This window comes from Cellulosimicrobium sp. Marseille-Q8652 (genome assembly GCF_965112045.1).
The window spans coordinates 521,051-540,674 of sequence record NZ_CBCOPS010000002.1 but is presented as its reverse complement, the minus strand read 5'-3'; the positions used below and the strand labels follow the sequence as shown (position 1 = coordinate 540,674).

Annotated in this window: 12 protein-coding genes; 7 read left to right on the top strand and 5 right to left on the bottom strand. The window is 74.8% G+C overall.

Features of this window, described 5'->3' with window-relative positions; genetic code table 11:
* The first annotated feature begins 178 nt into the window (after window positions 1–178).
* Complete coding sequence (locus tag ACWPWV_RS12330) at window positions 179–1,231, top strand: aminoglycoside phosphotransferase family protein (RefSeq protein ID WP_454043269.1); 1,053 nt, start codon at window positions 179–181, stop codon at window positions 1,229–1,231.
* 59 nt (window positions 1,232–1,290) lie between these two features.
* Here ACWPWV_RS12330 and ACWPWV_RS12325 read toward each other — a convergent pair whose 3' ends face one another.
* The 3 genes from ACWPWV_RS12325 to ACWPWV_RS12315 form a co-directional block, all read right to left on the bottom strand.
* Complete coding sequence (locus ACWPWV_RS12325) at window positions 1,291–3,423, bottom strand: PhoX family protein (protein WP_454043268.1); 2,133 nt, start codon at window positions 3,421–3,423, stop codon at window positions 1,291–1,293.
* A gap of 162 nt (window positions 3,424–3,585) precedes the next feature.
* Window positions 3,586–4,617, bottom strand: a complete 1,032-nt coding sequence (locus tag ACWPWV_RS12320) for an electron transfer flavoprotein subunit alpha/FixB family protein (RefSeq protein WP_454043267.1) — start codon at window positions 4,615–4,617, stop codon at window positions 3,586–3,588.
* Between the two features lie 12 nt (window positions 4,618–4,629).
* Window positions 4,630–5,445, bottom strand: coding sequence for an electron transfer flavoprotein subunit beta/FixA family protein (locus ACWPWV_RS12315; RefSeq protein ID WP_454043266.1), 816 nt, complete (start codon window positions 5,443–5,445; stop codon window positions 4,630–4,632).
* Window positions 5,446–5,554: 109 nt separating this feature from the next.
* Between ACWPWV_RS12315 and glgX the strand changes: the two genes are divergently transcribed.
* The 3 genes from glgX to ACWPWV_RS12300 all read left to right on the top strand — a co-directional run bounded on the left by glgX (window position 5,555) and on the right by ACWPWV_RS12300 (window position 10,996).
* The gene (gene glgX / locus ACWPWV_RS12310; protein ID WP_454043265.1) at window positions 5,555–7,957 is read left to right on the top strand and encodes a glycogen debranching protein GlgX; all 2,403 of its coding nucleotides are present in this window, start codon (window positions 5,555–5,557) and stop codon (window positions 7,955–7,957) included.
* A 62-nt stretch (window positions 7,958–8,019) separates the two neighbouring features.
* Window positions 8,020–9,771 carry an FAD-binding dehydrogenase gene (locus tag ACWPWV_RS12305; RefSeq protein ID WP_454043264.1) on the top strand — a complete coding sequence of 584 codons (1,752 nt, stop codon included), beginning with the start codon at window positions 8,020–8,022 and terminating at the stop codon, window positions 9,769–9,771.
* Between the two features lie 52 nt (window positions 9,772–9,823).
* Window positions 9,824–10,996 (top strand): hypothetical protein, encoded by a 1,173-nt coding sequence (locus ACWPWV_RS12300; protein ID WP_454043263.1) that lies wholly within the window; start codon window positions 9,824–9,826, stop codon window positions 10,994–10,996.
* A 76-nt stretch (window positions 10,997–11,072) separates the two neighbouring features.
* Here ACWPWV_RS12300 and glgP read toward each other — a convergent pair whose 3' ends face one another.
* Complete coding sequence (glgP, locus tag ACWPWV_RS12295) at window positions 11,073–13,700, bottom strand: alpha-glucan family phosphorylase (protein WP_454043262.1); 2,628 nt, start codon at window positions 13,698–13,700, stop codon at window positions 11,073–11,075.
* Window positions 13,701–13,767: 67 nt separating this feature from the next.
* On the opposite strand from glgP, the gene ACWPWV_RS12290 reads away from it, so the two are divergent.
* Window positions 13,768–15,981: a maltotransferase domain-containing protein gene (locus ACWPWV_RS12290; protein WP_454043261.1), complete on the top strand. Its 2,214-nt coding sequence runs from the start codon at window positions 13,768–13,770 to the stop codon at window positions 15,979–15,981.
* A gap of 122 nt (window positions 15,982–16,103) precedes the next feature.
* Window positions 16,104–17,816 (top strand): maltose alpha-D-glucosyltransferase, encoded by a 1,713-nt coding sequence (gene treS, locus ACWPWV_RS12285; RefSeq protein ID WP_454044533.1) that lies wholly within the window; start codon window positions 16,104–16,106, stop codon window positions 17,814–17,816.
* Here treS and ACWPWV_RS12280 read toward each other — a convergent pair.
* Window positions 17,777–17,959 carry a hypothetical protein gene (locus tag ACWPWV_RS12280; RefSeq protein WP_454043260.1) on the bottom strand — a complete coding sequence of 61 codons (183 nt, stop codon included), beginning with the start codon at window positions 17,957–17,959 and terminating at the stop codon, window positions 17,777–17,779. The genes treS and ACWPWV_RS12280 overlap by 40 nt on opposite strands.
* A gap of 150 nt (window positions 17,960–18,109) precedes the next feature.
* Between ACWPWV_RS12280 and ACWPWV_RS12275 the strand changes: the two genes are divergently transcribed.
* The gene (locus ACWPWV_RS12275) at window positions 18,110–19,552 is read left to right on the top strand and encodes a maltokinase N-terminal cap-like domain-containing protein (protein ID WP_454043259.1); all 1,443 of its coding nucleotides are present in this window, start codon (window positions 18,110–18,112) and stop codon (window positions 19,550–19,552) included.
* The last annotated feature ends 72 nt before the right edge of the window (window positions 19,553–19,624 follow it).

Below are 19,624 nucleotides of genomic sequence, written 5' to 3'. Positions count from 1 at the left end.
CGCTATTTTGTCTGGGGTCTGTGCCCGGCCGTCCGCCGGTCCCCGACCATCGACCCGGGCCGCGCGCCAACCGTTCCGTCGCACGCCCGGTACCCCGGCAGACAGCCTCGTGCGGCCCGGCGCAGCACGGGCGGCGCTGCCGGCACGCCCGAGAGCCGACCAGGGAAATGGCACCACGATGCCCGACGACGTCGCCCCCGCCGTGGACGAGACCTGCCACGTGCCGGTCGCGGCCGGTGGACGCCGCCTGCGCTGGCACGACCTGCCGTCCGCGCTGCGCGACGAGCTCGAGGCCGTCGCCGGCGGGCGGGTGGTCGCCGAGACGTCCGTGGAGTCGGGCTTCAGCCCCGGCCTGGCGTCGGTCCTGGAGCTCGACGACGGTCAGCGGCTGTTCGTCAAGGCGGCCCGCACCGCGGACGAGCCCGTCACGGCCGACCTGCACCGCGCCGAGGCGAGGATCGCCATCCGCCTGCCGCGCCAGGTGCCGACGCCCCGGTTCGCCTGGGGGCACGGCGACGGCGACTGGATCGTCCTCGCGTTCGAGGTGGTCGACGGGCACGTCCCCGCCACGCCGTGGGTGCCCGACGAGCTGGACCGCGTGCTCGCGGCGCTCGAGACGCTGGCGACCGTCCCCGGCGCCCGCGCGTTGCGCCTCCCGCCCACCGGTCCCGACTTCGCGAACCTGTCGACGGGGTGGCGGTCGCTGCGCGACGACCCGGACCCGGGCCTCGCGACGCTGGTGCCGTGGGCGGCGGAGCATCTCGACGCGCTGGCCGAGGCGGAGCGCAGCGCGCTCGTCGCGTGCGAGGGCGAGGCCTTCGTGCACGGCGACCTGCGCGCCGACAACGTGCTGCTCACGCCGTCGGCCGTCTACCTCGTCGACTGGCCCCACGCGTCGCGCGGCGCGCGGTGGCTCGACCTCGCGATGTTCCTGCCGAGCGTCGTCATGCAGGGCGTCCTCGGCGTCGTGGACCCCGTCACGCCGCACGCGGACGCGGCCCGGCGGGCGCGCGGCGGGGCGTGGGCGGCGTCGACGTTCGCCGCGCACCCGCTCGCGCGGGAGGTCCACCCCGCCGACCTGCGCGCGGTCGTCGCCGGCATCGCCGGGTACTTCCTCCACTCGGCGCGCAAGCCCGCCGTGCCGACCCTCCCGAACCTGCGCCCGTTCCAGCGCGCCCAAGGGGTCGCGGCGGTCGCGTGGCTCGAGCACGTCGGTCTCTGCGACCGCTGACCCCCGCGCACGCCGACGGCGCCGGCCCCCAGGGGTGACCGGCGCCGTCGGACCGTGCGTCAGTCGCGCCAGACCTGGACGACGGACGGGCGCGGCCCGGCGAACGCGCCGGCGGGGACCGGGGCGCCGGGGGTCACGTAGTCCGGGAAGCGGGACTGCGGGCTCGCGAAGGAGCCGTCCTCGCCCGGGTGCTGGACCGCGACGTAGACCATCCGGTCCTCGGAGTCCACGACAGGACCGCACGTCTCGGCACCGGCCGGCACGGACAGGAACTGCTGGACCCGCCCGCGCTCACGACCGCTGAGCGGCACCTTGAACAGGCCGTCGCACTTCTGGATCGTGCTCGGCTGGCCGTCCGTGGAGATCCAGAGGTTGCCCTCGGCGTCGAACGCGAGGTTGTCGGGGCACGAGATCGGCGACACCTTGTCCTTCGGGTAGCCCGCGAAGTACGTGGAGGCGTTCGTCGACGGGTCGCCGGCGACGAGGAGCAGGTTCCAGCGGAACGAGCGTGCGGCGGCGTCGTCCCCGTCCTCGACGATCTCGACGACGTGCCCGTCGCGGTTGGTGCTCCGCGGGTTCGGCTCCGTCGCGGCCTCCGCGCCCGACGGACCGCGCGAGGTGTTGTTCGTGCACGCCACGTAGACGCGACCCGTCACCGGGTTCGGCTCGACGTCCTCGGGGCGGTCCATCTTCGTCGCGCCGACCTTGTCCGCCGCGACGCGCGTGTAGACCAGCACCTCCTCGACGGACATGCCCTCGACCTTGCTGCGCCCGTCGACCACGAGCGGCAGCCACGTGCCGCGGCCGTCGAACGCGCCGTCGGACGGCAGCGCGCCCGAGCCGTCGATCTCCGCGGCCGGCGAGTCGCCGACGAACTGCGCGACGTACAGCGATCCCTCGCTGAGCAGCGCCTTGTTGTGCCGGCGTGCCCCGTCGCTGTTGCCGGGACGCATCGTCCGCGAGGAGACGAACTTGTAGACGTAGTCGAAGCGCTCGTCGTCGCCCATGTACGCCACCGCGTGGCCACGGCGGGACAGGATGACGTTCGCGCCCTCGTGCTTGAAGCGCCCCAGCGCCGTGTGCTTCACGGGCGCCTCGTCCGGCGCGTAGGGGTCGATCTCGACGATCCACCCGAACCGGTTCGGCTCGTTCTCGTAGCCGGCGTTGCGCGCGTCGAAGCGCGGGTCGTCGAGCTCCCAGCCGTAGCCGGTCGCGGCGTCGCGCAGACCGTAGCGGCCGTCGTGCCCGGTGCCCGCGGTCCGGAAGTAGCCGTGGAAGTTCTCCTCGCCCGACAGGACCGTTCCCCACGGCGTCGTGCCGCCGGCACAGTTGTTCAGCGTGCCGAGCACGCGCGTCCCGGACGGGTCGGCGACGGTCTTCAGCAGGGCGGAGCCGGCGGCCGGGCCGTCGACGCGGAACGCGGTGCCGAGGTGGACCCGGCGGTTGGAGCGGCTGTCGGGCACGTACTCCCAGGGCTGGCCGGTGCGCCGACGGCGGACCTCCACCACCGACATGCCGTGCGCGGCACGCTCGATGGCGCGCCGGGTCGGGGCGTCGTACGACGCGTCGAACATGATGCCGGGGTTCGTGTACTCGTGGTTCGTCACGAGCAGGCCCCGGGTGCCGCGGCCGTCGTCCCGGTGGCGGCCCCACCACCACAGCCCGCGGTTGCGCTCGTACGGGAGGATGTCGAGGTAGTCGTTGTTGTAGCCGAACTGCAGCAGCTGCTGCTCGGGCGACTGGCTCGCCGGGTCGAACGGGCGCCCGCCGCGCAGGATCGGGTCGCCCCAGCGGATGATCGGGCGCCACGCGTAGCCGTCGGGCACGACGAGCGCGTCGGTCGCCGCGGCCTGCGGGGCGATCGGGCCGAACGCCAGGCCCCGGCCCGCGCCGTGGCCTCCCCCGCCCCACCCTCCGTGCGCCGGCACCGCGGCCTGCGCGGACGGCGCGGTCGTGGCCTGCGCGCCGACCACGACGACCGCGGCCCCGACGGCGAGCCCGCCGAGCAGCGCGCGGCGGGAGAGCGCCTGGCCGGCGACGTCGCGGAAGTACGCGTTGTCGCTCGCGTTGGGTGCGGCGTGCGAGCACGCGTCGGCGCACTTCAGGCGGCACGTCACGGGGCTGCGCTTGCCGCGCGCGTACGGCGCGAGGGGCAGCATCGTGCGTCGGTCGGGTGCGGGAGTGGTCGTCATCGGGCTTCTCCACGGGTCGGGGGGCCTCCTCGTGACGAGGAGTCGGCCCGACGCTAGGAACGGTCCGTGACGACCGCGGTGCCTGCGGGTGGCGAGGGGGTGAACTCTGGGTGCCCAGCCGGTGCGCGCCCGGCGCCCGCCGTGCGGGCGCCGGGACCAGGGTCAGGCCTGCGCGTCCCGGTGCTCCCGGATCATCTGCGCCGCCTGGGGCAGCACGTCGGCCAGGTCACCGACGACCGCGAAGTCCGAGATCTCGAACAGCGGGCACTCCGGGTCGTTGTTCACCGCGACGACCACCTGCGACGCCTGCATGCCGCCCCGGTGGTGCGGTGCGCCCGAGACGCCCGCGCCGATGTACAGCCGCGGCGCGACGGTGACCCCGGTCTGACCGACGAACTGGTCGTGCCACCCCTCGTAGACGGCGTCGCGCGTCGCGCCGACCGCCGCGCCGAGGGCGTCGGCGAGCTCGAGGACGGGCTCGAAGTCGCCGTTCGTCCCGCGCCCGCCGGTGACGACGATCGCAGCCTCGCCGAGCGCCGGGCGACCCGCGGCCGACGTCGGGTGCACGGTGCGCGAGACGACGCGCGCGGCCGTGGCGGCGGCCGTGAGGTCGACGGAGAACCCGACGACCTCGGTGGCGACGGCCTCGGCGGCGGGCTCCGGTGCCACGGAGTTGGCGCGGACGGTGAGGACCGCGAGCTCCGTCGTCACGGCGCTGCGCACGTCCCACGCGCCGGCGAAGACGCGCTTGTCCGCGACCACGTGCCCGGCGTCCGCGCCGTCGTCGGCCACGTCCAGCGCGGTCGCGTCGACGACGAGGCCGGCGCCGCTGAGGAACGCGAGGCGTGCCGCCGCCTCCTTGTTCGGGAACGACGACGTGAGCAGGACGACGTCGGCGTCCGTCGCGCGCACCGCCGCGGCGAGGGCCTCGGCGACGACCGGGGTGAGGTGCGCGACGTCGCCGCCCACCCCGTGCCCGTCGGCGGAGAGCTCGGCCTGCCGGACGGTGTCGACGCCGTACGCGCCGAGCTGGGCGAGCACGTCGAGGCTCGGGGCCTCGAGAGCGACGGCCTCGACGCGGCCGACGGCGCGCGCGTGCGTGAGCAGCTCGAGCACGGGCGAGCGCAGCTCGGAGCCCGGTGTGTCGAGGAGGACGAGGACGGTGCGGTTGCCCGTGGGAGTCGTTGCGGTCATGGTGGCGTCCTCTCAGACCAGCTCGTTGCGGATGAGGTACTCGGCGAGCGCGCGGCCGCCCTCCCCCTTGTCGACGACGATCTCGACCTCGGGCCGCGGCGGGCGCGGCGTCGCGGCGAGCACGCGCGTGCGAGCGCCCGCGTCGCCGACCTCGGCCGGTGCGACGTCCAGGTCGGCGAGGCTCCACGCCTCCACCTGCTTGGTCCGGGCCGCCATGATGAGCTTGAAGTTGGGGAACCGCGGGTCGTTCGCGTGGTCGGTGACGCTGACGACGGCCGGCAACGGTGCCTCGAGCACCTCGTCGACGCCGTCGAGCTCGCGCGTGACGCGCGCGGTGCGGGCGCCCGCCTCGCCGTCGAGCTCGAGCGTCCCCGCGAGCGTGAGCTGGGGCAGGTCGAGCTCGGCCGCGAGGAGCGCCGGCACGACGGACCCCAGCCCGTCGAGCGCCGCCATGCCCGTGACCACGAGGTCGACCGGGGACTCCGCGGAGAGGCGGCGCACGGCCGCGGCGAGCACGCGCGCGGTGCCGAAGTAGTCCGAGCCCGCGATCGCGTCGTCGCTCACGCGCACGCCGCGGTCCACGCCGAGCTGGAACGCCTTCTTCACGGCCGCGTCCGCGTCGGGGCCGGCGACGGTGACGACGACGACCTCGCTCGTGGCGCGCTCGTCCTCCGGGAGGCCCTCGACGACGCGCAGCGCCGCCTCGAGCGCGTTCTCGTCGAGCTCGTTGAGCGTCCCCTCGTCGGAGCGGCGGACGACGCGTCCGCCCTCGAAGGCCCGGTCGGCATGGATGTCCGGGACGTACTTCACGGCGACCACGATCCGCATCGAGTGCTCACTCCCTGGTGCTGGGCGGTGTCCGGGCCTGTGCCCGCTCCGCCCCCGAGCGTACCGGCGGCGGGACGGCGGGGTCGGGGACACCCGCCACAATGGACGCGTGCACGCCACGACCCCTCCGGAGCCCGCCCGCCCTCCCCGGCCCGACCGCCACGCCCCGCTGCCGCCCCTCGGCGTGCGGCTCGTCGGCGACGGGATCGACGTCGCCGTCCAGGCGTCGCACGCGAGCGCCGTCGAGCTGTGCCTGGTGGACGTCGACGACCGGGCCGGCGACGACACCTCGTCGGCGCCGGTCCACCGCGAGCGCCGCGTACCGCTCGAGGGGCCGGCGTTCGGCGTCTGGCGCGCGCACGTGCCCGGCGTCCGCGCGGGGCAGCGGTACGGCTTCCGCGTCCACGGCGCGTGGGACCCGGCGGCCGGGCTGCGGCACAACCCGGCGAAGCTCCTCGTCGACCCGTACGCGCGCGGCCTCGTGGGCGCGCTCGTCGACGACCCGGCGATCCGCGGCCACGCGGGCGACGACCCGTACGGGCCCGCCGACGACCGCGACTCGCTCCCGTTCGTCCCGCACTCCGTCGTCGTCGCGGAGCCGACCGGCCCCCTCGCCCCCCGACCGCGCGTGCCCTGGTCGCAGACCGTGGTGTACGAGGCGCACGTGCGCGGGCTCACGCAGCGCCTGGAGGCGCTCCCCGAGCACCTGCGCGGGACGTACGCGGGGCTCGCGCACCCGGTGACGATCGACCACCTGCGCTCGTTGGGCGTCACGACGGTCGAGCTGCTGCCCGTGCACGCGAGCGTCCCGGAGCCGCACCTGCTGGCGAGCGGCCGCACCAACTACTGGGGCTACTCGACGCTCGGCTTCTTCGCCCCGCACGCCGCGTACGCCACGCGCGCCGCGCAGGACGCCGGTCCCGGAGCCGTCCTCGACGAGGTGCGGGGCATGGTGCACCTGCTGCACGAGGCGGGGCTCGAGGTGCTGCTCGACGTCGTGCACAACCACACGTGCGAGGGCGGCGCCGACGGGTACCACCTGGCGTGGCGCGGCCTCGACAACCCGCTCTACTACCTGCACGACGGCGCGACGCCCGCCCGGCTCGCCGACGTCACCGGGACGGGCAACTCGCTCGACTTCCGTCGTCCGGCGGTCGTGCGCGCCGCGCTCGACTCGTTGCGGTACTGGGCCGAGGTCGTGGGCGTGGACGGGTTCCGGTTCGACCTCGCCGTCACGCTGGGACGCGGCGAGAGCGGGTTCGACCCGGACCACCCGTTCCTCGTCGCGCTCCAGACCGACCCCGTGCTCAGCGGGCTCAAGCACGTGGCCGAGCCCTGGGACGTCGGGCCCGGCGGGTGGCGCACGGGCCAGTTCCCCCCGCCGATGGCCGAGTGGAACGACCGCTTCCGGGACGCCGTCCGCCAGTTCTGGCTCGCCGACGCGCGCGAGGCCTCGCACGGGCGACCGGGCCACGGCGTGCGCGACCTCGCGACCCGCCTCGCGGGCTCCGCGGACCTGTTCGGCCACAGCCACCCGCCGCTCCTGCGCGGGCCCGTCGCGTCGGTGAGCTACGTGACCGCGCACGACGGGTTCACGCTGGCCGACCTCGTCGCGTACGACCACAAGCACAACCTCGCGAACGGCGAGGGCAACCGCGACGGCACGAACGACAACAGGTCGTGGAACCACGGCCTCGAGGGCCCCGTCGCGACCCCCGACGCGACGGTCGCGGCGGGCGGCGCGGGCGCGGTCCCCGAGGACGGGCACGGTGCGGGCGCGCTCGGGCCGGGCGTCGAGATCGCGCCGCTGCGGCGTCGGTCGATCCGCAACGTCCTCGCGACGCTCGTGCTCGCAGCCGGCACGCCCATGATCACGGCCGGCGACGAGATGGGCCGCACCCAGCGCGGCAACAACAACGCGTACGTGCAGGACGACGAGACGTCCTGGGTCTCGTGGGACCTGTCGCCCTGGCGCAAGGACCTCCTGGCGACCGCCCGCCACCTGCTCGCGCTGCGTCGCGAGCACCCGGCCCTGCGCCCGGACACCTTCTACACCGGACGCCCGGTGCCCGGGTCGGACGGCGCCGGGGTGCCCGACCTCGTGTGGTTCGACGCCGACGGCGCGCTCCTCGACCACGGGACGTGGCACGACCCGCACGTGCGCACGCTGCAGATGCTGCGCACCGCGCCCGAGCCGGGCGCGTGCGACGTGCTCGTCGTGCTGGCGGGCTCGCTCGACGCCGTCGACGTGACGCTGCCGGGCGTGCGCGCCGCAGCCGGGAGCACCCCCGAGCGGTGGACGCTCGCGTGGGACTCCGACTGGGAGCACCCGGACGACCGCGCCGCGGGCGACGAGGCCGGCCCGGGCGCGACGGGGGGCGGGGGCGCCGCGGACGGCGGGACCGGCGAGCGCGACGGGCACGCCCGGCCGGGCGACGTCGTCGTGCTCGAGCCGCTGAGCGTGCAGGTGTACGTGTCCCCCACCGGTCGGGCGACACCCCCGGCGCCGTGACCTCGGACGGGGCGTCGCACCGGGGGCTCCCGCCCGTGCACGGCGTGCTCTAGTGTTCGCGCATGGGTGACACCGTGGTCGACTCCTCCGCCAGCTCGCACACCGTCGAGGCCCCGGACGTCGTGGTCGTGGGGGCCGGTCTCGCCGGTCTGGTCGCGGCGACCGAGCTCACCGCCGCAGGCCGTCGGGTCGTGCTGCTCGAGCAGGAGCCCGCGGCGAGCCTCGGCGGTCAGGCCTGGTGGTCGTTCGGCGGCCTGTTCCTCGTCGGGTCGCCCGAGCAGCGCCGCATGGGGGTCACCGACTCGCCCGACCTCGCGTTCGACGACTGGCTCGGGTCGGCGCAGTTCGCCCCCGGCGCCGAGCGCGGGGAGGGGCCCGACCGGCACGGGTACGCCTGGGCGAAGGCGTTCGTCGAGTTCGCGGCCGGCGACCTGCGGCCCTGGCTGCACGGCAAGGGGGTGCGCTGGTTCCCGCTCGTGCAGTGGGCCGAGCGGGGCGGCTACCCGGTGCTCTCCGACGCCCACGGCACGTCCGGCGCGCACGGCAACTCCGTCCCGCGGTTCCACGTGACGTGGGGAACCGGCCCGGGAGTCCTCGAGCCCTTCGTGCGCGCCGCGCTCGACGCGCGGGCCGCGGGCCTGCTCGACGTCCGGTTCCGGCACCGCGTGACCTCGCTCGTGACGACCGACGGGGCGGTGACCGGCGTGCGCGCCGAGGTCCTCGCGCCGTCCGACGCCGAGCGCGGTGCGCCCTCCTCGCGGGACGCGGTGGGCGAGGTCGAGATTGCGGCGAGCGCCGTCGTCGTGACGTCCGGAGGGATCGGGGCGAACCACGAGCTCGTGCGCTCCCGGTGGCCGCGGTCCGCCGGGACGCTGCCGGACCGGATGCTCTCCGGCGTCCCGGACTCCACGGACGGCCTGATGATCGGCGTCGCGGCCGACGCGGGAGCCGGCCTCGTGCACGAGGACCGCATGTGGCACTACCCCGAGGGCATCGCGAACCACTCCCCCGTGTGGTCCGACCACGGCATCCGCATCCTGCCCGGGCCGAGCTCGCTGTGGCTCGACGCCGACGGCGACCGGCTCCCCGCGCCCCTGTTCCCGGGGTTCGACGCGCTCGGCGCGCTCCGGCACGTCACCGCGCGCGGCGACGACCACTCCTGGTTCGTGCTCAACAAGGCGATCATGGAGAGCGAGTTCGCGCTGTCGGGCTCCGAGCAGAACCCCGACCTCACGGGCAAGGACGTGCGGCTCCTGGCGCAGCGCGTGCTGCCCGGCGCGGTCGGTCCGGTCGCGCGGTTCGCGGAGCAGTCGCCCGAGTTCGTGTGGGCGGACACGCCCGAGGAGCTCGCTGGACGCATGAACGCGCTCGTCGACGCCACGCCGGGCTCACGGGGGCACGTCGACCCCGCGGCCCTGGCGCGGCTCGTCCACCTGCGCGACGAGCAGGTCCGCACCGGGCTCGGCAAGGACCCGCAGGTCGTCGCGACCGCCATGGCCCGCCGCTACCGCGTCGACCGGCTCATCCGCGTGTCGCCGCCCCGCCCGCTGACGACGCCGAAGGACGGCCCGCTGCTCGCCGTGCGCCTGTCGGTGCTCACGCGCAAGACGCTCGGCGGCCTGTGGACCGACACGTCCGCGCGCGTCCTGCGCGCGGACGGCTCCGTGCTGCCCGGGCTCTGGGCAGCGGGCGAGGCGGCCGGCTTCGGCGGCGGCGGGGTGCACGGGCACCGCGCGCTCGAGGGCACGTTCCTCGGCGGCTGCCTGTTCTCCGGGCGCGTCGCCGGCCGCGCCCTCGCGGCCGAGCTGGCCTGAGGCGGGTCGGTCCGCGCCGACCCACCCACGGTTCGCCGGTAGGGTCCCGGCCATGACCGTGCCCGACGACGCGTCCCCGGCCCCTGCGCCCGACGTCGCCCTGCTCGACGCCGCGGCGTGCGAGCGGTCCTTCCGCCGCAACGGCCTGCCCCTGCTCGTCGAGGGGCACTCGCTCGACCGCGACGTGTTCGGGCGCTCCGCGCCGTTCCTCCTCGTGGTGCTGCTCGCGGAGCTGTCGGGGGCGGTCCGGATGGGCTGGCCCGCCTGGGCCAACGCGCTCGCCCTGCTCGGCGGGGCCGTGCTCGTCGGCGCCGCGTACGCGGGGCTCAACGTGCTGCGCGGCCGGCGGTGGTCGACGCTGCCGCAGTCCGTCGGCGTGCCCGAGCTCGCGTTCTTCGTCCTCGCACCCGCGCTGCTCCCGCTCGTGTTCGGCGGCCAGTGGGCCGACGCGCTGCTCACCGTGGTCGGTAACCTCGCGCTGCTGGGTGTCGTGCGCGTGGTCGTGGGGTACGGGGTCCTGTCGTCGCTGTGGTGGGGGCTGGCGCGCGTGGTCGACGAGCTCGGGGCGTCGCTGCTGCGGCTCGTGCGCCTGCTGCCACTGCTCCTCGTGTTCTCGCTCGTGCTGTTCTACAACGCCGAGGTGTGGCAGGTGTTCGACCGCACGCACGGCGTCGCGGACCTCGTGCTCGGCGGGTTCTTCCTCCTGCTGGTCGTGCTCTTCGTGGCGCTGCGCGTGCCCGGCGAGGCGCGCGAGGCGCTCGCCGACGCCGCCGCCGAGGTGCCCGACGGCGAGCGCGCCGCGCGGTTCACGCGCCGGCAGATGGCGAACCTCGCGGCGATGATCGCGACGAGCCAGCTCCTGCAGGTGCTCGTCGTGAGCCTCGGCATGGGGGTGTTCTTCATGGCGCTCGGCACGCTCACCGTCACGCCCGAGGTCATGGCGCTGTGGGACGTCGACGGCGGCACGTGGGAGCGGTCGTTCGCGCTCGCGGGCGGACCGGGCGTCGAGGGAGCGCAGCTCGTCGTCACGCAGACGCTGCTGCGCGTGTCGGTCGCGATCGCCACGTTCACGGGCCTCTACTACGCCATCTCCGTCCAGGTCGACGCGGTGTACCGCGAGGAGTTCGTCGAGGGCATCGGCACCCAGCTCCGCGACGTCCTGCGCACGCGCGCCCGCTACCTCACCCTCCTCCCTCGCGAGATGGACACCCCAGCCGCGAGATAGAGCTCCCGGAGCTCTGTCTCGGGACCGGGTTCCACCTCACGACCGCGGGTTCTACCTCGCGATCACGCCGCGGGCGTCAGGCGTTGGCGACCAGGCCCAGCTCGGCGACGCTCGGCAGGCCCTCGTGCCGCGGCACGACGCGCACCGTGTAGCCGAAGGGGCCGGACGACTCGAGCACGACCTCGCCCGCGAACGCGTGCCGACCCGCCTCGTAGGTCTCCGCGAGCGCGAGCGGCTCGGCGGTGAACTCCTCGATGACGTCGGCCTCGGTGACGCGGCCGTGCACGACCTGCACCTCGACGTCCTCCGGGCGCAGGTCGCCGAGCGAGACGTACGCGCGCACCGTGAGCCTGTCGCCCACCTGCGGGACCTCGCTGATGCCGCTCGAGTCGACGTGGTCGACGCGCACGCGGGACCAGCCGTCGCGCACGGACCGCTTCCAGTGCGCGAGCTCGCGCGCCGGCTCGAGCCCGTCGGCGGCGAGCGCCCGCCCGGCGGCGGCCGCGGGCGCGTACAGCCGCGTGACGTACTCGCCGACCATGCGCGTGGCCTGCACCTTCGGCCCGAGCGTCGCGAGCGTGTGCCGCACCATCTCGAGCCACCGCTCGGGCACCCCGTCGGCGGAGCGGTCGTAGAAGCGCGTGGCGACCTGCTGCTCGACGAGGTCGTAGAGCGCCGCGGCCTCGAGGTCGTCGCGGCGGTCCGGGTCGTCGACGCCGTCGGCGGTCGGGATGGCCCAGCCGTTCTCGCCGTCGAACCACTCGTCCCACCAGCCGTCGAGGATCGACAGGTTGAGTCCGCCGTTGAGCGCCGACTTCATGCCCGACGTCCCCGAGGCCTCCAGCGGACGCAGCGGGTTGTTGAGCCACACGTCGCAGCCCGGGTACAGCGACTGCGCCATGGCGATGTCGTAGTTCGGCAGGAACACGATGCGGTGACGCACCTCGGGGTCGTCGGTGAACCGGACGAGCTGCTGGATGAGGCGCTTGCCCTGGTCGTCGGCGGGGTGCGACTTGCCCGCGACGACGAGCTGCACGGGACGCTCGGGGTGCAGCAGGAGCGCCTTGAGCCGCGCCGGGTCGCGCAGCATGAGCGTGAGCCGCTTGTACGTGGGCACGCGGCGCGCGAACCCGATCGTGAGCACGTCGGGCGACAGGACGTCGTCCACCCAGCCCAGCTCGGCCGGGCTCGCGCCGCGCTCGCGCCACGACTTGCGGACGCGGCGGCGCGCCTCGTCCACGAGCCGGCCGCGCATCTCACGCCGGATGGCCCACAGCTCGCCGTCGCTCACCGCGGGCCCGTCGCCCGAGCCGTCGCGGCCGGTCCGGAGCCAGCCCGACGACGCGGCGTCGGCCGTGAGCTCGTCGAGCCCGAGCCGTTCGGCCTCCAGGGCCGCGAGCGCCGGGTCGACCCAGGTGGGCGAGTGGACGCCGTTGGTCACCGACGTGATCGGCACCTCGCGCGCGTCGAACCCCGGCCACAGGCCCTCGAACATGCCGCGGGACACCTGCCCGTGCAGGAGCGAGACGCCGTTGGCGCGGCCGCCGAGCCGCAGGCCCATGACCGCCATGTTGAACACCGTGGGGTCGCCGCCGTCGTAGTCCTCGGCGCCGAGCGCGAGGATCCGGTCGACGGGGAGCCCGTCGACGGCCATGTCGCCGCCGAAGTACTGCGTGACGAGGTCGCGGCCGAAGCGGTCGATGCCTGCCGGGACGGGGGTGTGCGTCGTGAACACGGTCGCGGCGCGCACGGCCTCGAGCGCCTCCTCGAACGTCAGGCCCTGCTCGACGAGCTCGCGGATCCGCTCGACGCCGAGGAACCCCGCGTGGCCCTCGTTCGTGTGGTAGACCTCCGGGGCCGGGGCGCCGGTGAGGCGCGACCACAGACGCAGCGCCCGCACGCCGCCGACGCCGAGGAGCAGCTCCTGCTGGAGACGGTGCTCGCCGCCGCCGCCGTACAGGCGGTCGGTCACCTTGCGCGCGGCCTCGTCGTTGCCCGGCACGTTGGAGTCGAGGAGCAGCAGCGGCACGCGGCCGACGGCCGCGACCCACACGTGCGCGTGGAGCGCGCGCCCGCCGGGGAGCGCGAGCGAGACGCGCGCCGGCGTCCCGTCGTCCTCGCGCAGGAGGGTGAGGGGCAGCCCGTCCGGGTCGAGCAGCGGGTAGGTCTCGACCTGCCAGCCGTCGCGCGTGAGGGACTGCTTGAAGTACCCGGCGCCGTACAGGAGCCCGACGCCGACGATCGGCACGCCCAGGTCGCTCGCGCTCTTGAGGTGGTCGCCCGCGAGGATGCCGAGGCCGCCGGAGTACTGCGGCAGGACGGAGGTGATCCCGAACTCGGGCGAGAAGTACGCGATGGCGGCCGGCAGACCGCCCTGGCCGTCCGCCGAGGCCGACCCCGACGCGGACTGCTGCTGGTACCACAGGTCGTCCTGCAGGTAGTGGCGCAGGTCGTCGGCCGCGGCGCGCACGCGCTCGACGAAGGCCGCGTCGGCGGCGAGCTCCGCGAGCCGCTCGGGACCGAGCACGCCGAGCAGCGCGACGGGGTCGCCGTGGACGGTCGCCCAGCACTCGGGGTCGATCCCGGCGAACAGGTCGTGCGTCGGGGCGTGCCACGACCAGCGCAGGTTGTGGGCCAGCTCGTCGAGGTCGCGCAGCGCGGCGGGCAGCAGGGTGCGGACGGTGAACCGTCGGATCGCTCTCACGGGGACGAGACTACGCAGCCCGACGACCCGGCACACCCCGTCCGTGTCACCTCGGCGTAACGCTTGCATGAAATCTCGGCCTCACCTCCCGGCGCGCCGAGAGTGCTCCCCAGGTGCCGGGCCCCCGCAGCCCTCGCTACGTTGTCCGTGTGACGTCGACCCCACCGGCCAGCGCCCCCTCCGCTCGCCCGTCCCCTCCCCTGCCCCTGCGACACCGATCGGCCGCATCCCCGTCCTCAAGGTCTCCCCCGTCGACGAGGGCGGGCGCTGGCCCGCCAAGGCCGTGGTGGGCGAGATGGTGCCGATCGAGGCCACGGTGTTCCGCGAGGGTCACGACGCCGTCGCGGCGACCGCGGTCCTCGTCGCCCCCGACGGGTCGGAGCGCACCGCGCGCATGGTGGACGTGGCACCGGGGCTCGACCGGTTCCGCGCGACGCTCCACCCCGACGTCGAGGGCCCCTGGTCCCTGCGTGTCGAGGCGTGGAGCGACCCCTACGGGACGTGGCTGCACGACGCGACGATCAAGATCGAGGCGGGCGTCGACGTCGACCTCATGCTCGACGAGGGCGTGCGGCTCTTCGACCGCATCCTGGCCGACGGCGCGGCGCCGGGCGGGCGGCACGCTTCCTCGACCACGGCACCGGCCGAGCCCGCGAGCGCGCGTCCGCCCCGTGACCCCGCCGACGCGCGCACGCTCGCCGACGCCGCCGCCGCGCTCGCCGACGCGAGCCGCCCGGCGCTCGCGCGCCTCGCCGCGGCGACGGCCCCCGAGGTCCGCGACGCCCTGGACCGCGAGCCGCTGCGCGACCACGTGACGGCGTCGGCCACGTACGACCTGCGTGTGGAGCGGCCGCTCGCGCTCGCGGGCGCGTGGTACGAGATGTTCCCGCGCTCGGAGGGCGCACGCCGGCTCAAGGACGGCCGCTGGCGGTCGGGCACGTTCACGAGCGCGGCCCGCCGGCTGCCCGCGATCGCGGCGATGGGCTTCGACGTCGTCTACCTCACGCCGGTCCACCCGATCGGCACGACCCACCGCAAGGGCCGCAACAACTCGCTCACGGCGCTGCCGGGCGACCCGGGCAGCCCGTACGCGATCGGCTCGAAGGACGGCGGCCACGACGCGATCCACCCCGAGCTGGGCAGCGAGCGGACGTTCAAGGCGTTCGTCAAGGAGGCCCGGCGGAACGGGCTCGAGGTCGCGATCGACCTCGCGCTGCAGTGCTCCCCGGACCACCCGTGGGTGACGGAGCACCCGGAGTGGTTCACGACGCGCGCCGACGGCTCGATCGCGTACGCCGAGAACCCGCCGAAGAAGTACCAGGACATCTACCCGCTGAACTTCGACAACGACCCGGCGGGCATCTACGCCGAGGTGCTGCGCGTCGTGCGCGTGTGGATCGCGCGCGGCGTGACCGCGTTCCGCGTCGACAACCCGCACACCAAGCCCCTCGACTTCTGGGAGTGGCTGCTCGCCGAGGTGCGGCGCACGAACCCCGAGGTGATCTTCCTGTCGGAGGCGTTCACCAAGCCCGCGATGATGCACACGCTCGCGCGCATCGGGTTCCACCAGTCGTACACGTACTTCACCTGGCGCAACACGCGCACGGAGCTCGCGGAGTACCTCGAGGAGGTGTCGGGGCCCGCGGGCGCGTACATGCGCCCGTCGTTCTGGCCGACGACGCACGACATCCTCCCGCCGTACCTCCAGCACGGCGGGGTGGCCGGGTTCGCGGTGCGCGCGGTGCTCGCGGCGCTCGGCTCGCCGACCTGGGGCATCTACTCCGGCTACGAGCTCGTCGAGAACGTCCCGCGACCGGGCGTCGAGGAGCAGATCGACAACGAGAAGTACGAGTACAAGCCGCGCGACTGGGCCGCCGCCGAGGAGATCGGGATCTCGACGCTGCTCACGCGGCTCAACGAGATCCGCCGCGACCACCCCGCCCTGCGGCAGCTGCGCAACCTCACGGTCCACCCCACGACGAACGACCAGGTGCTGGCCTTCTCGCGCCACCTGCCCGCCGAGCACTCCCCGACGGGCGAGGCGGACACGGTCGTCGTCGTGGTGAACCTCGACCCCCACTCGCCCCAGGAGTCGGACGTGCACCTCGACCCGGCCACGCTCGGCCTGCCCGTACCCCCGGTCGGCCACGACCCGTGGTCACCGTCGTTCGTCGCGCACGACGAGCTGTCGGGCGAGAGCTTCGGCTGGGGCGAGAACGTCTACGTCCGGCTCGAGCCGATGCGCCAGGTCGCGCACGTCGTGCACGTGAGGCAGGCATGATGCCGCCCTCGGTCGGGCGCGGCGACGACGGCGGGACCACCTGGGTCGCGGGCGTGCCCGTGCAGAACCGGGGCGTGGTCGCCGGACCGGCGCCGGTGCCGCCGATCACGGCCCCCGTCCCGATGGCGGCGCTGCCGCCGCGCCGCCAGCCGGTCGCGACGACCGAGACACGTCCCGGCCTCTCCGACGACCCGGACTGGTACCGCACGGCGGTGTTCTACGAGGTCATCGTGCGTGCGTTCTCCGACTCCGACGGCTCGGGCACGGGCGACCTGCGCGGTCTGGTCGACCGCCTCGACTACCTCCAGTGGCTCGGCATCGACGCGCTCTGGCTGCCGCCGTTCTTCCCGTCGCCGCTGCGCGACGGCGGGTACGACGTGTCCGACTACACCGCCATCGCGCCGCAGTACGGGTCGACGTCCGACTTCGCCGAGCTCGTCCGCGAGGCGCACGTGCGCGGGATCCGCGTCGTCATCGACCTCGTCATGAACCACACGAGCGACCAGCACCCGTGGTTCCAGGCGTCGCGCGCCGACCCCGAAGGCCCGTACGGCGACTTCTACGTCTGGAGCGACGACGACTCGCGCTACCCCGACGCGCGCATCATCTTCGTCGACACCGAGACGTCGAACTGGACGTTCGACCCCGTCCGGCGCCAGTACTTCTGGCACCGGTTCTTCTCCCACCAGCCGGACCTCAACTTCGAGAACCCGCGCGTCGCGGACTCGATGCTCGACGTCGCCCGCTTCTGGCTGCAGATGGGTGTCGACGGGTTCCGGCTCGACGCCGTGCCGTACCTGTACGAGGAGGAGGGCACGAACTGCGAGAACCTCCCCCGCACGCACGACTTCCTGCGTCGCGTGCGGAAGATGGTGGACACGGAGTTCCCCGGCCGGATCCTCCTCGCCGAGGCCAACCAGTGGCCGCGCGACGTGGTGGACTACTTCGGCACCGAGGAGGAGCCGGAGTGCCACATGTGCTTCCACTTCCCGGTGATGCCGCGCATCTTCTACGCGATCCGCGACCAGCGGGCGAACCAGGTCCTCGAGATCCTCGCGGACACGCCCGACATCCCGCCCGGGGCGCAGTGGAGCACGTTCCTGCGCAACCACGACGAGCTCACGCTCGAGATGGTCTCCACCGAGGAGCGCGCGTCGATGTACGGCTGGTACGCGCAGGACCCCCGCATGCGCGCGAACGTCGGCATCCGGCGCCGGCTCGCGACGCTCCTCGACAACTCGCGCAAGGAGGTCGAGCTCGCCCACGCGCTCCTGCTCTCGCTGCCGGGCAGCCCGTGCCTCTACTACGGCGACGAGATCGGGATGGGCGACAACATCTGGCTCCCCGACCGCGACGCCGTGCGCACGCCCATGCAGTGGACCCCCGACCGCAACGCCGGGTTCTCGACGGCCGACCCCGGCAAGCTGTACCTGCCGCTCGTCCAGTCGCTCGTGCACCACTACGGGTACGTCAACGTCGAGGCGCAGCTCGAGCAGTCCACGTCCCTGCTGCACTGGGTGCACGGCATGCTCAAGGTCCGGCGCCGCCACCCGGCGTTCGGCACCGGGGACTTCGTGGCGCTCGAGTGCGACAACGAGTCGATCCTCGCGTTCCTGCGCCGCACCTCGGACGAGACGCTCCTGTGCGTCGCGAACCTGTCCGCGACGGCGCGCTCGGCGACCGTCCGGCTGGACGGCCACGCGGGGGCGACCCTCACCGACGTCTTCGGCGGCGCGCGCTTCCCCGACGTCGGCGAGGACGGCACGGTGTCCATGACGTGGGGCTCGCGCGACTTCTACTGGCTCGTGGTGGGCCAGCGGGACGAGGACGACTGACCGAGCTCGAACATCGCGGCCTTCTCCACCACCGCCGCCCGTTCGCCGCACGCCGCGCACGTGAACCAGTTGACGATCGAGACGACGTGCCGCAGCGGCACCGACTCGCTCGTCAGGCGTACGTCGTGGTGCTCGCAGTCCATGGTCCGTCCTCCGGTCGGTGCGTGCTCGCCACGGCGACCGCCGTGACGAGCACACCGTCGCACGTGCCACCCACGCGACGGCCCGCCCGCGCGGCGCGCGACGCGGTCCCGTGGTGCCATGGGAGACCACCGACGACCTGAAGGAGACGCGTGCCCGTTCGACGGACCGACCCGCCCTCGCCCGCGCTGCTCGCACTCCTGGACGACTGGCTCCCCGCACGGCGCTGGTACCCCGTCAAGGGTGTCGAGGTGCGCCACGTCCCGTGGGTCTCGTACGCGCTCGACGACCCCGACGGGACGCAGCCCTCGCCGAGCGCGGCGCCGCGCGTCGACCTGCACCTGCTGCGGCTCGTCGGGGACGGCGTGGACCTCGTGGTCCAGGTCCCCGTGGTCCTCGAGCCCGCCGGAGCGGCGGCGACCGGCGGTCCGTCCCGCATCGGCGAGGTGACCGAGGACGGCGTCCCGTGGGTCGTGCACGACGGCGCCGCGCACCCCGCCGGCTGGGCGGCGCTCCTCGCAGCGTCGACGTGGGACGGCGACGAGCCCGGCCCGGTGGACCTCGAGGGCGGTCGTGCGCTCGCCGTCGAGCAGTCGAACAGCTCGGTGCTCCTGCCCGGGACGGCGGGCGGCACGATGCTCAAGGTCCTGCGGGCCATCGCGATCGGCCCGAACCCCGACCTGACGATCCCGCGCGCGCTCGGCGCGCAGGGGTGGTCGGGCGTGCCCCGGCCGCTCGCCTGGCTCGAGGTCACGTGGGGACCCGAGGACGACGCCCCGACGCGCACCGGGGCGGCGGTGCCGGCAGCCGTCGCGGAACCCGCGCCCGAGAGCTCGGGCACGCCCGTGCGCTCGGCGCACCTCGCGATCCTCAGCGAGTTCGTGGAGGGCGCGCGCGACGGCTTCGACCTCGCGTGCGCGTACGCGGGCCAGGACGAGTCGTTCGCCGACCTCGCGGTCGACCTCGGCCGGCTCCTCGCCGACCTGCACGCGGCGCTGCGCGACGCGTTCGGCGTCGGGTCGCCCGTGGACGCGGGCTGGCTCGTCGCCGACCTGCGCCGGCGCTCCGAGGAGGCGGTCGCGTCGTCGCGCGCGCTCTCCCGGCGCGCCGACGCCGTCGCGGAGTTCTGGGACCGCACGGCCGCGCGCCTCGAGGCCGTCGAACAGGTCCCCGACGCCCTGCCCCGGCTCCAGACCGTGCACGGCGACCTGCACCTCGGGCAGGTGCTGCACGCCCGCCGGTTCGGGTGGAAGGTGCTCGACTTCGAGGGCGAGCCCCTGCGGCCCGTCGCCGAGCGCACGCGTCCCGACCTCGCCCTGCGCGACGTCGCCGGGATCGTCCGCTCCTTCGACTACGCCGCGGCGGTGGGCCGCGCGACGAACCCCGGCTGGGCCGTGCAGGCGCGCAGCGCCTTCCTCGACGCCTACGCGCGGGCCGACACCGCGGGCGTCGACCGGGACACGTCCGAGGCCCTCGTGCGCGCGCTCACGCTCGACAAGGCGCTCTACGAGGTCGTGTACGAGTCCCGCAACCGGCCCGACTGGGAGCCGATCCCGCTCGCCGCGGTCGACCGGCTGCTCGCCGGGAACGGGTGAGGCGGGCGCGCGGAGCACGCCACGCGGTCCTGACCGGCGAGCCCGTCAGGTGGGGGAAACGGGTCCGTGGAA